The sequence below is a fragment of the Ruegeria sp. ABM4_193 genome, from assembly GCF_056158705.1.
Genome location: NZ_JBSWTT010000001.1, coordinates 229,407 through 243,193, shown reverse-complemented (window position 1 = coordinate 243,193; position 13,787 = coordinate 229,407). Strand labels below are relative to the sequence as shown.

11 protein-coding genes are annotated in these 13,787 nt (G+C 57.0%); 5 read left to right on the top strand and 6 right to left on the bottom strand.

From position 1 onward, the window contains the following. Positions 1 to 66 precede the first annotated feature (66 nt). The 5 genes from ACXADZ_RS01200 to ACXADZ_RS01180 are packed head-to-tail and all read left to right on the top strand — an operon-like array spanning position 67 to position 5,510. On the top strand, positions 67 to 2,097 hold the full coding sequence (locus ACXADZ_RS01200; RefSeq protein WP_475192148.1) for a tripartite tricarboxylate transporter permease: 2,031 nt from the start codon (positions 67 to 69) through the stop codon (positions 2,095 to 2,097). After that, positions 2,094 to 3,161, top strand: coding sequence for an isocitrate/isopropylmalate dehydrogenase family protein (locus ACXADZ_RS01195; RefSeq protein WP_475192146.1), 1,068 nt, complete (start codon positions 2,094 to 2,096; stop codon positions 3,159 to 3,161). Before ACXADZ_RS01200 ends, ACXADZ_RS01195 begins: the two co-directional genes overlap by 4 nt. Further along, a complete protein-coding gene (locus ACXADZ_RS01190) occupies positions 3,158 to 4,246 on the top strand; it encodes a 4-oxalomesaconate tautomerase (protein WP_171105993.1) in 1,089 nt (362 codons plus the stop codon). The genes ACXADZ_RS01195 and ACXADZ_RS01190 overlap by 4 nt, the downstream gene beginning before the upstream one ends. 50 nt (positions 4,247 to 4,296) lie before the next feature. Further along, positions 4,297 to 4,533 (top strand): hypothetical protein, encoded by a 237-nt coding sequence (locus ACXADZ_RS01185; protein ID WP_171096718.1) that lies wholly within the window; start codon positions 4,297 to 4,299, stop codon positions 4,531 to 4,533. Then, the gene (locus ACXADZ_RS01180; protein ID WP_475192142.1) at positions 4,530 to 5,510 is read left to right on the top strand and encodes a D-2-hydroxyacid dehydrogenase family protein; all 981 of its coding nucleotides are present in this window, start codon (positions 4,530 to 4,532) and stop codon (positions 5,508 to 5,510) included. The genes ACXADZ_RS01185 and ACXADZ_RS01180 overlap by 4 nt, the downstream gene beginning before the upstream one ends. Positions 5,511 to 5,698: 188 nt before the next feature. Here the strand turns inward: ACXADZ_RS01180 and ACXADZ_RS01175 are convergent, their stop codons facing one another. The 6 genes from ACXADZ_RS01175 to ACXADZ_RS01150 all read right to left on the bottom strand — a co-directional run bounded on the left by ACXADZ_RS01175 (position 5,699) and on the right by ACXADZ_RS01150 (position 13,743). Beyond that, positions 5,699 to 7,387 (bottom strand): ABC transporter ATP-binding protein, encoded by a 1,689-nt coding sequence (locus ACXADZ_RS01175; protein WP_475192140.1) that lies wholly within the window; start codon positions 7,385 to 7,387, stop codon positions 5,699 to 5,701. After that, positions 7,384 to 8,298, bottom strand: a complete 915-nt coding sequence (locus ACXADZ_RS01170; protein ID WP_475192138.1) for an ABC transporter permease — start codon at positions 8,296 to 8,298, stop codon at positions 7,384 to 7,386. The genes ACXADZ_RS01175 and ACXADZ_RS01170 overlap by 4 nt, the downstream gene beginning before the upstream one ends. After that, complete coding sequence (locus ACXADZ_RS01165; protein WP_171096722.1) at positions 8,295 to 9,263, bottom strand: ABC transporter permease; 969 nt, start codon at positions 9,261 to 9,263, stop codon at positions 8,295 to 8,297. The genes ACXADZ_RS01170 and ACXADZ_RS01165 overlap by 4 nt, the downstream gene beginning before the upstream one ends. Continuing rightward, complete coding sequence (locus ACXADZ_RS01160) at positions 9,264 to 10,817, bottom strand: ABC transporter substrate-binding protein (RefSeq protein WP_475192136.1); 1,554 nt, start codon at positions 10,815 to 10,817, stop codon at positions 9,264 to 9,266. 55 nt (positions 10,818 to 10,872) lie between these two features. Next, a complete protein-coding gene (locus tag ACXADZ_RS01155) occupies positions 10,873 to 12,447 on the bottom strand; it encodes an ABC transporter substrate-binding protein (protein WP_475192134.1) in 1,575 nt (524 codons plus the stop codon). A 309-nt stretch (positions 12,448 to 12,756) separates the two neighbouring features. After that, entirely contained in the window at positions 12,757 to 13,743 is a 987-nt protein-coding gene (locus ACXADZ_RS01150; RefSeq protein WP_475192132.1) for a zinc-dependent alcohol dehydrogenase family protein, read from the bottom strand. Positions 13,744 to 13,787 lie beyond the last annotated feature (44 nt).

Genomic DNA, 13,787 nt, shown 5'->3' with positions numbered 1-13,787 from the left:
CGCGTGCCCAAAGCAAAGGGCGCGCGCTTTTTGAACCCTACCAAAATTGAATGAAAGGCGGCCGCTATGGAGGTTTTCGCCACCGCTCTTCCTGCGCTCAGTGACGCGTGGGGTCTGATCCTGCAACCCATCGTACTGGGGTATCTTATCCTCGGCGTCGTAATGGGGCTGGCCGTGGGCGTTTTTCCCGGGCTAGGAGGCATTGCCGGATTGTCCCTGCTGTTGCCTTTCATGTTTGGAATGGACCCGATCCTTGGGCTAGCGCTGATGATCGGTATGGTCGCCGTTGTTCCGACCTCTGACACCTTCGCGTCGGTTCTAATGGGCATCCCCGGCAGCTCTGCCTCGCAGGCCACCGTGCTGGACGGCTTCCCAATGGCTAAAAATGGCGAAGCAGCCCGCGCGTTGTCGGCCGCCTTCGCCTCATCGCTGTTTGGTGGGCTTGTCGGTGCAACTTTCCTGACCATGTTCATTCTGGTCGCGCGGCCCATCGTACTGGCATTCGGTTTGCCCGAGATGCTGATGATCACCATCCTGGGCCTGTCGATGGTTGCCATTCTGGCGGGGCGCATCCCATTGAAAGGTGTTGCTGCAGCCGGATTGGGGCTGATGGTCGGCACCATCGGAGAGGCCGACGCGGGCGGCTCCTTGCGTATGGCGACCTATGACATTCCCTATCTAACGGACGGTCTGAAACTGGTCATCGTGGGTTTGGGCATCTTTGCCGTTCCCGAAATCGTCTCACTGCTGCGGCAGGATCGATCTATCGCCAAAGGTGCCTCGCTGGGTGCCGGTTGGTTTGATGGGGTCAAAGACTGGGCCGCAAACATATGGCTTTCGGTTCGCTGTTCGATAATCGGGGTGGTCGTTGGCGTCATTCCCGGCCTCGGTGGCTCGGTCGTAGACTGGATTGCTTATGGCCATTCCGTGCAATCCACCAAAGACAAAAGCAAATTCGGCAAGGGTGAAGTGCGCGGTGTCATCGGGCCTGAAAGCTCGAACAACGCCAAGGAAGGCGGCGGGCTGGTGCCGACGCTGCTGTTCGGCATCCCGGGCTCCGGCTCGATGGCGATCTTCATCGGCGCGGTGGCTCTGTTGGGGTCGGGTGATATCGAAGTCGGTCCGAGCATGCTCAAGGACAACCTGGACATCACCTACTCGATCGTCTGGCTGCTGGCGCTGGCCAACGTGGTCGGCACCATTCTATGCATCGCAGCCTCGGGCGGGATCGCCAAGCTGACCACGATCCGTTTCACCTATCTGGCCCCGTTCCTGTTTATGTTGATCAGCTTCGCGGCCTTCCAATCCGGTCAGAACTTCGAAGACCTTCTGGCCCTATTCGTGATTGGCCTGATCGGCATCTTTCTGCGCCGTTTCGACTGGTCGCGCCCGGCCTTTCTGATTGGGTTCGTGCTGTCGAACCCGGTTGAGAAGTTCACCAACCAAGCTTTCCAGATCGCCTCATTCAGGTTCCGAAAGAGCTTTGCTGAAGGCATGGAGTATGTCTTCAGCCCCATCGTAATCGTTCTGATCATCGTCACTGTGGTGTCCGTCATTCTTGGCATTCGGCAGGCCAAAATGATCATGTCCGAGGGTGAAGTCCAATCAGGTAGCAAGCGCGCGCCGCTGGTCTTCCTGCTGGTGATCATGGCTTATCTGATCGTGGCGTTGATCAATGCCAACATGATCCCTGACTACAATATGACCGATAAGATCATCCCGCTGGTGATCGGCGGCGTGTCTTTGTTCTGCTGCGTGATCCTGTTGATCCAGATGATGCGGCGACCCGAGGGGGACGCGATCTTTGCAGACAAGGAGCTTGCTGGCGAGGACGCGAACGCGCCGCATGGACTTTGGTCAACGCTCGCGTGGTTTGCAAGTCTGATCGCGGCCACTTGGGTTGTGGGCTTCATCCTCGCCCTGATCGGCTTCCTGATCGCATTCTTCCGTATTCGCGCCGGGTCCAGCTGGCACATGACCCTGATCCTGACCGCCTGCGGCATCGGCTTCATGTGCTTCATGGCCGGGGCGTTGAACCGGGATTTCCCACCAGGTCTGCTTCAAGACATGGTGAATCTGCCGTGGCCGCTGAAATGAACGACACACTGACCCTACTGTGCCTTGAAGGAGACGGCATCGGGCCAGAGATCATGGCCGCAACGCTGGCGGTTCTACAAGCTGCTCGCCCGGTTCTGAACCGAGAGATCAAGATCGAGCAAAAGAACATCGGCTTTACCGCGTTGGATGCGGAAGGGTCGACGCTCCCACACGCAGTGATTGAAGCCGCCAAAGCTGCAGACGGCGTTATTCTTGGACCGGTATCGCACAACAGCTATCCATCAGTCGATCAAGGCGGGCATAATCCGTCAGGCATTCTGCGAAAAGAGCTTGCGCTTTTTGCCAACCACCGCCCAGCCAGAACATGGCCGGGATTGGATGCACCGTCCCGCAAGGCGTTTGATCTGGTCGTGATGCGTGAAAACCTCGAAGGCTTCTACGCTGACCGCAACATGTACGCTGGTGGTGGTGAATTTATGCCCGAACCGGACATCGCACTGGCTTTCCGGAAAGTCACGCGTGCGGCCAGCATGGATATCGCACGAGCCGGGTTCGAACTAGCCGGGTCGCGCCCTTCCAAAAAGGTGACCGTAGTTCACAAGGCCAACGTCATGCGCATGACGGACGGCTTGTTCCTTGAGTGCACTAGAACCATCGCCGACGAGTTTCCTAGTGTGGCTTACGACGAAATGCTCGTGGATGCTGCGGCGGCTCATCTGGTTCGAGACCCTTCGCGGTTTGATGTGCTGATCACGACGAACATGTTTGGTGACATTCTCAGCGACCTGGCTTCGGAACTGGCCGGAGGGCTGGGATTGGCCGGATCTCTCAACTTCGGATCTCGACACGCCGTGGCGCAGGCCCAGCACGGTTCTGCACCGGATATCGCGGGCAAAAATTTGGCCAACCCTGTCTCACTGATTTTATCTACTGAAATGTTGCTGCGACATTTGCGCGAAACCGCAGCGGCCGATCTTATCCGCGCATCTGTGGGCTTGGCTCTGTCCTTGCCCGAAACGCGCACGCGCGACCTTCGCGGCGCGCTTGGCACCCGTGAGTTCACCAAAGTTCTGACAAACCTCGTCGAGGAAGGCACGAGATGACCCAAACGGCAATCCCCTACATATTCATGCGAGGCGGCACCTCGCGGGGCCCTTATTTCCGCAGATCGGACCTCCCCGAAGATCTGGACACTTTGGCTGAAGTCCTAATCTCGGTTGTCGGAGCCGGCCATCCTCTGAATATCGACGGCATCGGCGGTGGCGCGGCAGTCACCACCAAGGTCGCGATGCTGTCGCTCAGCGACGATGACTGGGCGGACATCGACTATTTCTTTGCCCAGGTGTCGGTTGAGGAAAAGCTGGTAGATTTCAAACCGACCTGCGGCAACATCCTGTCTGGGGTCGGCCCCGCCGCAATCGAGATGGGGTTGATTAAGCCCAAAGGCGATCTGACCGAAATCCGTATCCGAGCTGTAAATACAGGAGCGAGGGTCGTCGCCAAGATACAGACACCAGGCGGTGAGCTGACCTATGATGGTGACGCAGAAATTGCGGGTGTCCCTGGAAATTCCGCGCCGGTGCAATTGAGTTTTATGGGGGTCGTCGGCTCCTCTACCGGGGCCTTTTTGCCTACAGGCAACCTGCGCGATACTGTTCAGGGCGTCGAACTGACTTGCATGGATGTCGCCATGCCTATGGCCATTGCCCGCGCGGTCGATTTTGGCCTGACAGGGTATGAAAACGCCGAAGAACTGGACGCAAATCGCGAGTTTTTCGACCGGATGGAAGACATTCGGATAGAAGCCGGGCAATTGATGGGAATGGGGGATGTTTCAAAGTCGGTGACACCCAAGTTCGGGATTTTGGCACCAGCCAAAGACGGTGGAACTATTGCCGTCAGATACTTCATGCCGTGGAAGACACATCCAACGATGGCGGTGACGGGGGCGCAGTGCATGGCGTCATGCGCTTTGACACCTGGCTCGGTTTCGGAGGGGTTGCTTGAGCGTGCTGTCAAGAGCCCCGCAGAAGTCGTTTTAGAACACGCCTCGGGGAAAATCGACGTCCTCGTGGATTTTTCAAATGAAGACGGGTTTTCGTTAAACGCTGCTGGTTTGGTGCGCACAGCGCGCAAGCTGGCTGAAGGCTCTATCTACGTGCCTCAAAGTGTTTGGGTCAGTAGTTGATTGGGTGCACTTCAATTGGTATACTTCGGTATACAATAGGAGATGTTGCGATGGATGACTACTCGGAATGCCTCGACATTGCACGCCAGGAACTCAAACTTGCGCAAGCGGCGTTACGGCGGAACATGGCAGAATACCCAACACCGATTGCAGGGTGCGACGAGCAGTTCAATCACTTGCTTGATCAAAGCCAACGCGTTCGCAACGCGCTGGCTGCACTTGAAGCACCAAATTTCATTCCAACACCAAGAAAGCTCACCCCGGGTCGGAGTTTAGAAAGCCGATGAAAGTTCACATTCTGGATGACTGGTTCGACACCCTGCGCGGTTTGGCTTGTTTCACCAAGCTTGCCGAACACGACGTGACGATCTGGACCGATCATGTTGAAGATTTCGGCAAATTGGCGTCCCGGTTGCAGGACGCAGAGGCCATTGTGCTGTTCCGCGAACGCACCAAAATCACACGCGAATTGCTCGCGCAACTTCCTAACCTCAAACTGATCAGCCAACGCAGCGTATATCCTCACGTCGACCTGAACGCTTGTTCGGATGAAAACGTGTTGCTCTGTTCAAACATGCATGGCGGGACGCCTTCCTATGCTGCGGCAGAACTGACTTGGGCACTGATTATGAGCGGTATGCGTGATTTACCGTCGCAGATGGCTTCGGTCAAAGCAGGGCGTTGGCAAGCTGGGGTGGGCAAGACTCTGCGAGGCCGTCTATTGGGTCTCTATGGCTACGGTCGCATTGCTCGCGCCGTTGCCGACTATGCTAAAGCCTTTGGGATGAAAGTGGTTTGGTGGTCGTCAGACGAAGGTCGGGCGCGTGCCTTGGCGGACGGGGTGCAAATTGCGTCCAGCCGCGAGGCATTCTTCACCGAAAGTGATGTCGTTTCGCTTCATGTGCGGCTGAAACCGGGAACGCGTGGCATAATAACAGCGTCTGATCTCGGACGCATGCAGCCGGGTGCGCTGTTTGTGAATACGTCCCGCGCAGGGCTTATCGCGCCAGGCGCGTTGCTGAACGCGCTCAACGCCGGTTGCCCCGGAAAGGCGGCCATTGACGTGTTCGACACCGAACCCCTGACCGACCCGAACGATCCGTTGCTGTCTCATCCGAACCTGATCGCCACCCCACATATTGGGTTTGTGACCGAGGACGAATTCGACCTGCAATTCGCTGATATCTTCGATCAGGTGAATGCATACGCCGACGGCGCGCCAATCCATATGATCAACCCCGAAGTCTGGAACAACACGACCTAGGTTTCACTGAAATTTCGAGTTTGCAACCTGATCCTTCAACGATCATGGGTCCACAGGATCGACCTAACACTCTGCGACGGACCCTTTACAAATGGGCCTCCACGCGCTTTCTTCCGTCGGTCGCTTGCATCAACACCTCTCAAGTCAATTTCTGCCCAAATAGAAGATGCAGGACAAAGACAATAGGGCTACGCCAACTGCTTTAACCGGGGCATCAAATCCAAAAGCTCCCTAGTATACGAATGCTGCGGAGCTTCGAACAACAAATCCGTCTCCTGAACCTCAAGCAACTTCCCATTGCGCATCACGCCCACCCTGTCACACATCTGACGTACGACCGGGAGATCGTGGCTGATAAAGAGCATAGTCAAGCCGAGATGTTCCTGCAGGTCTTTGAGAATGTTCAGGATTTGCGCTTGAATAGAGACATCCAAGGCACTTGTCGGTTCATCGCAGATCAGAAAACGGGGCTGAGTTGCGAGGGCGCGAGCAATACAAATACGCTGACGCTGTCCTCCGGAAAATTCATGTGGATACTTACGCCATGCGTCCTTAGCCAGCCCAACCCAATCAAGCAATTCGCGCACACGCGGTTCGATAGCGGCCTTAGGCAGGATTTTATGGTGATGGATGGGCTCGGCCACGAGGTCCCCGACCCTCATGCGGGGATTCAGGCTGGAGAACGGGTCTTGAAAGATCATCTGGATCTGGCGGCGGTAGGCTTGCAGAGCCTCTGCCTCCATGACTGTGACGTCTTCGCCATCAAAGATAACCCGTCCGCCATCTACGGGATAGAGCGTTCCAATCATCCGCGCGACCGTGGACTTGCCAGAGCCACTTTCGCCCACAAGGCCGAAAACCTCACCGTCGCGAATGTCGAAACTCACCTGATCGACGGCAGTGAAGTACTTGCGTTGCGATGGTAGCAGCCCACCTTTTTGCAGGAACGTTTTAGTAATGTTTTCGACTTCCAGCAGCTTGCCGGTTTTGGACAGATCAGTCTTGTCCCAATGAGCCGCCAGATCGTCGATCTTGAAGGTTCTTTCCCGCTCGCCATAATTGACCACCGGGAAACGCTCGACCTTGGTGTGCGGGCGCGGCACGGCGGCAATCAGGGATTTGGTATACTCATGTGTCGGCGCGCCGAGGATCTGATCGGTCGTGCCGCTTTCAACCACATGACCGGAGTACATCACAGTGACCGTATCCGTGGTGTCGGCGATAACACCCATGTCGTGCGTCACGAGGATCACGCCAACCTGACGTTCCTTTGCCAGTTCCTTGATCAGATCCAGCACCTGCGCTTGGACAGACACATCCAAGGCCGTTGTGGGTTCGTCCGCGATCAGAACACTGGGTTCGGTACAGAGCGCAAGCGCGATTACCACACGCTGACGCATCCCGCCGGAAAACTGGTGCGGGTACTGGTTGAAACGGTCCGCCGGGTCGGGGATGGACACGCGATCCAGCAAGGCAATGGCGCGCTTTTTCGCCTCGGACGCGGACAGGCCAAGATGCAGTTGGATCGTTTCGACCAATTGCTCACCAACCGTGAACAGCGGGTTCAGCGAGGTCAGCGGGTCCTGAAAGATCATCCCGATCTCTTTGCCCCGGATTCGGCGTTTGTCTTCGGCGTCCAACTCGTCGATGCGGCGCCCGTTCAGCCAGACCTCACCCTCTGACACATGGGCCGGAGGGTCCAGCAGACCGATCACAGCGTTGCCGGTCATGGATTTGCCTGCACCGCTCTCGCCGACAACGCCCCGGATTTCACCGGGGTGGAGATCATAGGTCACATGCTCGACCGGCTTGAAGATGCCGTGGCGGGTGGGGATTTCCACCGTCAGGTTGCGGATCGAAAGAACGGGATCGGTCATTTCAGCCTCGGGTTCAGAACATCACGCAGCCAGTCGCCCAGCAGGTTCACACTCAGCGCCAGTGCCAGCAGAGTGCAGGCGGGGAAGAACAGGATCCACCACTCGCCCGAGAACAGGAAGCCCTGCCCGATACGGATCAGCGTGCCGAGCGACGGTTGCGTTGGTGGCGCGCCAACACCAAGGAAGCTGAGCGTCGCCTCGGCAATGATCGCCAGCGCCAGCGAGATGGTCGCGATCACCAGAACCGGTGACAGCACATTGGGAAGGATATGGCGCAGCATGATCGTCAGCGGGCTTTGCCCGATGATGCGCGCGGCGGCGACATAGTCCTTGTTTTTCTCGACCAGCGTGGCACCTCGGACCACACGAGCGAACTGCACCCAATCGGACAGGCCAATGGCCAGGATCAGCACCCAGATCGCCATTTGGTCGCGGTATTCCACCGGAGTAATGCCTTTGGCGATGCCAAAGATAAGCATGGCCAGAAGAATCGAAGGGAAGGTCAGCTGAACATCCGCCGTGCGCATGATGATGGTTTCAGTCCAGCCCCCAAAATAGCCCGAGAGCAGGCCCAGAATAATGCCCAGAACCATCGCAAACAGAACGGCCGCCACCCCAACAAATAACGAGATCCGCATTCCGTACAGGATGGTCGAAAACACATCCCGCCCCTGATCGTCGGTGCCCATCAGGAAGCTTTCGCCTGTAAAGGCATTGGGTTCCATCGGCGGGGTGAAGCCGTTCATCAGGTTCAGGCTGGCCGGGTCAAACGGGTTTGTCGGCGCAATCAACGGTGCAAGGATGGTGGCGAGGATCAGGAACAAAGCCACAGTCGCTGAGACCATCGCGACGGGCGAGCGGCGAAAGGCGTAGAACTGGTCGCTGTCCAGAATGCGTCTCACTCGGCTCATGCGCTGACCCTCAGGCGCGGGTCGATGAAGGCATAAAGGATGTCGACCGCAAGGTTGATGGTGACAAAGATGACCGAAATCATCATCAGGTAAGCTGCCATGACAGGAATATCCACGAACTGGATTGCGTTGATGAACAGAAGGCCGAGACCCGGCCACTGGAACACCGTCTCGGTGATGATGGCGAAGGCGATGATGGCCCCCAGTTGCAGACCGATGATGGTGATAACCGGGACCATGGTGTTTTTCAGCGCATGGCGGAAATTGATGGTCCGGTCGCTGAGGCCGCGGGCGCGGGCAAAGCGGATATAGTCTTGCCGGAGGACTTCCAGCATCTCGGACCGCACCAGCCGCATGATCAGGGTCATCTGATACAGACCCAATGTAATCGCTGGCAAGATCAGCGCCTTAAGCCCGCTGCTGGTCAGCAAGCCGGTGTTCCACCAGCCCAGATCCACAACCTCTCCGCGCCCAAAGCTTGGTAGCCATCCAAGCTCGACCGAGAAGACGTAAATCAACAGGATGCCGATCAGGAAGGTGGGCAGGGATACCCCGATCAGAGAGGCTGACATGATGAAATTCGCGGCAAACCCGTCTCGCCGGATTGCGGTGAAAACACCCAGTGCGATGCCTAAGACTATGGCAAATACGGCCGAGACCAGCGCCAGTTCCAGCGTCGCCGGAGCGCGTTCGGCCAGGATTTCAGCGACCGGACGCCCCTGACGGAAGCTGACGCCGAAATTGCCCTGTACCGCTTCTTGCAGAAACTTCACATATTGCACCGGAAACGGCTGATCGAGTCCCAACTGAGCGCGCAGACGTTCCACATCTTCCATGGTCCGCTCTTGCCCCAGCATGTTGTCGATCGGATCACCGACAAAGCGGAACATGGAAAAGGCGACAAGGCCCACGACGAACAGAACCAGCGCCGACTGGGCAACGCGCCTGATAATGTATGACAGCATTTAGTTGACCGTGACCCAGCGCAGAAGGAAGAAATTGTCGGGCCGTTGTGTCAGCTCGATATTGCTGCGCGCGCCCCAGACCAACGGCTGGACGTACAGCGGCACATAGGCGACCTCATCCTGAAGTATGCCTGCAACCTCATCCAGCATTGCCTGACGGGTAGGCTCATCGATCTCGGACTGGATCAGTGGCAGCAATTCATCCACGCGGGCGTTGGAATAGCCGCCAAAGTTCCACGAACCCAGCTTCTTTTCCTCATTGGGTGTCGATGCGAGGAAACGCACAGGATGCTCGGCGTCAAATGTGCCCGGTGACCAGCCCAGCAGATACATATCGAAGTCGTCGGCCCGCAGCTCAGGCCAATAATTTTGCACGGGCATCGCATCGAGCGTCACGTTCAATCCAACTTGCGTCAGCATAGCGGTAATGGCCTGACAAACGGATTCGTCGTTTAGGTAGCGGTTGTTGGAGCATTTGAAGCTGACTTCGGCCCCTTCGGCTCCCGCTTCGGCCAGCAACGCCTTCGCGCCTTCTGGGTCGTAGGCATATGGGTCTGCGTTTGCAGCCGAATAGCCACGCATCGCCGGGCTGACCAACTGGCTTGCCACTTCGGCGTTGCCGCGCATGATGGTTTGAAGGATAGCTGGTACATTAACTGCCTTGGCAACGGCCTCGCGTACGCGCACGTCGCCAAAAACGTCGGTCCCGCCTTGGCCCGTTTCACTTGCGCCTTCCTGCTGGTCGAAGCCCAGCATGATGACACGTGCTTCGATGCCCTGAATGACTTTCACGTCCGGGTTGCCCTGCAACCGGGCGACGTCCTGAATGGGAACCGGGTTGATGAAATCCACATCGCCTGAAAGCAGAGCTGCCAGAGCGGTCGCTGGATTCTGGATAGGCACCAGTTCGGCACGAGTCAGGTTGTGCTCGGTCTCGCCCCACCAGCCTTCGAAGGGCTCTAGAACCGTGCGCAGGCCCGGCTCTCTCGCGGTGACGCGGAAGGCACCGGTACCGTTGGCGTTGAGCGTTGCGTAGTTACCTGCTTCTTTGTCGGGAAGGGCTGTGTCATTTGTCTCGGCCCAGCCGCTATCCATGATCATCCAGTTGGCGATGCTGTCGGGAAAGATTGGGTTTGGTGCGGTGGTCATCACGTCGACGGTGTAATCGTCAACCTTGACCACCTCGCTGACGGGCGCGAACCAGCTGCGGGTGTCCGAGTTTTCGTCAGACGCCCGCAGGTACGAGAAGATCACGTCATCCGCATTGAATTCAGACCCATCATGAAACGTTACGCCCTCGCGCAGCTTGAACCTCCATCCAGCTCCGTCCCGGATGGTTTCCCAACTGGTCGCAAGCGCCGGTTCAATGGTCATATCCTTGCCTCGCCGAACAAGCCCCTCATAGACATTGTTCAAAAAACCCAGAACTGGGGCGGAGTTGACCGCATGAGGATCCATTGTTTGCGGGTCTGTTGTGACGGCAAACGTGAACTCTTCGGCTGCGACGGGTAAGGCAAGCGCGCCCAAAAGCGCGGCAGTGGTCAGACGTTTCATGATAGCTCCCACTTTTTGGTGGCGGGCCCCGTATTTCGAGGCCCGGCCACGTTTCTTAGTTCAGGCCGAAATGCTTGACCATAGGCTGATCTTCTGGATCAACGTTGATGTCCAGGTTTTCAGCCATACCCCAGTTCAGCACTTGATGGTGGATCGGAATATAAAGCTGTTCGTCCTGCACCACACGCCAGATCTCGGCGATAGCCTGATCGCGCGCAACAAGATCCGTGTTCGAGGCCAGCGACTTGATCTTGGCATCCAACTCATCATTGTCATACCCGGTGCCGTTCCACGTCCCGATGTCGCTTTCACGGCCATGGACGAGGAAGTTGAAGATGTATTCCGAGTCATAGGTCGGAACGCCCCATCCCAGCATGTAGAAATCGGTCTTGCCATCCGTGATCAGCGGGAAGTGCTGTGCCTTGGGTTTGGCATCCAGATTCACCGTAATGCCGATCTGACCCAGCATCCCGACAGCGGCCTGACAGATGCCTTCATCGTTGATATAGCGGTCATTGGGGCAATCTAACCGGATCGAGAAGCCGTCGGGATAACCCGCCTCGGCCAACAGAGCCTTCGCGCCCTCGACATCCGTGCTGCTTTCACCGTCCATCTCGGCGGTCCAGCCGTTGACGAAAGGCGGTGCGATCATCCCGGCAGGTTGCGACTGACCGCGCATAACCACCTGTTGGATGGCGTCCCGGTTGATCGCCTTGGACATGGCCTGACGTACCCGGACGTCGGCAAGGGGGTTCTTGCCATCGACGTTGTCCGCTTCGATATCATCCCCGCCCTGGTTCATACCAAAGAAGATCACCCGGTTTTGCGGTGCTTGCTTGACGACCAACCCGTCCACAGCATTCACCCGGTCCAGATCCTGCACCGGCATATCCTGAAGGAAGTTCACCTCGCCCGACAGCATCGCAGCAACGCGGGTGGCGTCGTTCTGGATCGGTGTATAGATGATTTCGCTGATCGCCATCGGGAACTGATCACGACCCCAATAGTCTTCGTTCCGCTCCATCACGGTTTTCACATCGGGCTCGCGGCTAACCAGCTTGTAGGGGCCGGTGCCATTTACATTCACAGTCGCAAAGGTGATCTCACCACCTTCAAAGTCCTGAACGTTGACCGCGTTGTTCGCCTCGGTCCAGCCTTTGTCCATGATAAACAGGTCGGTCAGGTTCGCCGGCAGGATCGGGTTCGGCCCGTCGGTCACGATCTCGACCGTGTGGTCATCAACAGCACGCACCTCGACAATCGAGTTGATTAGCTCTTTCATGTCCGAGTTCGGTTGTTTCGCGCGGTTGATACTGAACACCACATCCTCGGCGGTGAAATCAGCGCCATCATGGAACTTCACGCCCTGACGCAGGTTGAACACCCAGACATTCGGATCACTCTCGCTGGGGGCCCAATCGGTGGCCAGCGCAGGCTCAAAAGCGCCGGACGTGTCGCGGATAATCAGAGGTTCATACATCTGGTGGCGCACGGTATGCGTCGGCCCTTCGTTTTGCGAATGCGGGTCAAGCGTCAGCGCATCCCCCGAGCGCGCCCAACGCAGGGTTTCTGCATTGGCCAACGACGTCGTCGTCATCAAAAGCGCAAGCGCGAGTATTGGTTTGTTCATGTTTTTCTCCCATTTTGCAGATGCTTATCTGCTTTGAATTCGCGATGCTCTGTCGCAAATTTCTGTGAACGTTATGGTTGTGGATAGCATACCAACTGCGAATGCATGTCAATCGTTCAACGCGGTGCTGAGTTGCCAAACGTTTGCAACGCGGAATTTTTTGATGACAGCTACTCTCTAAAAAACATCGTAACCTGCGCTTCAATTGTCGTTGAAGTCAAAGAACTTTTATAAGGCGGCACCAATTGCAAACCGTACCAGGGCGGTGAGCAAGACTATCGTCCACTCACCAATCCCAGCGGAACCAGATTACAGCTCTAAGACAACTTTTCCGACCGCAGCTCCGGTTGTAAGGCGTGTGTAAGCCGCGTCGACATTGGTCCATCCGAACTTATGTTCGTCAACAATCGGTTTAAGCCGGCCCGCGTCCACAAGATCTGCCAGATTCTGCAGGATTTCACCATGGGTTTGCCGCCCGACATTGTGCATCATAGGGATCAACATGAAGACGACGTGCAGGGACAAACCTTTGAAATGCACAGGCGTCAAATCGATTTCGACCATAGCGACCGTTGAAGCGACGTGGCCGTTGAGTTTCGCAGCTTCGAACGAGTTCTTCATGTTCGCTCCACCCACAGTGTCAAACACCACGTCGAAGCCTACGCCTTCGGTATGTTCAGCCACATAGTCCGCGACTTTTTGGGTCGTGAAGTCCACGGGCCGCGCACCCAGACCCTTGATCAACGCCAATTGATCCGAACCGCGACCAGTTGCGGACACGGTGGCACCAAGATGACGGGCGATTTGGACGGCGACATGACCAACGCCACCCGCGCCGCCTTGAACCAGCACATTTTGCCCTTCGCTGACACCGGCGCGGGTCAGCCCTTCGTAGGCGGTGATGCCGACGAGAGGCAGCGCTGCGGCTTCTCGCATGCTCAGAGTCTTCGGCTTGTGTGCAATCAGACGGGCGTCCGAGTTGATGTACTCTGCCAAGGCACCCGGCAGGTTCATCAATCCACCGGCGCAGCCGTAAACCTCATCACCGGGGGCAAAATCGGTTACGCCTTCACCAATTGCGACAACCGTACCAGCAAAATCCATGCCAAGAACGGCGGGCAATGCAGGGGACAGGGGCAGGTCCGCGCCCATGCTTCGGATCATTGTGTCGACGGTGTTGACACTGACCGCGGCCACTTTGACAACCACATGTCCAGAAGTCGCGACCGGGTCGGGCATTTCAACACGCTGGAACGGTGCGTTTGGCCCGTAGGAGTTTAGAACCATTGCTTTCATTGGGATGTTCCTTTTGCAACGTAGCATCGGGCGCGTCGCTTTTT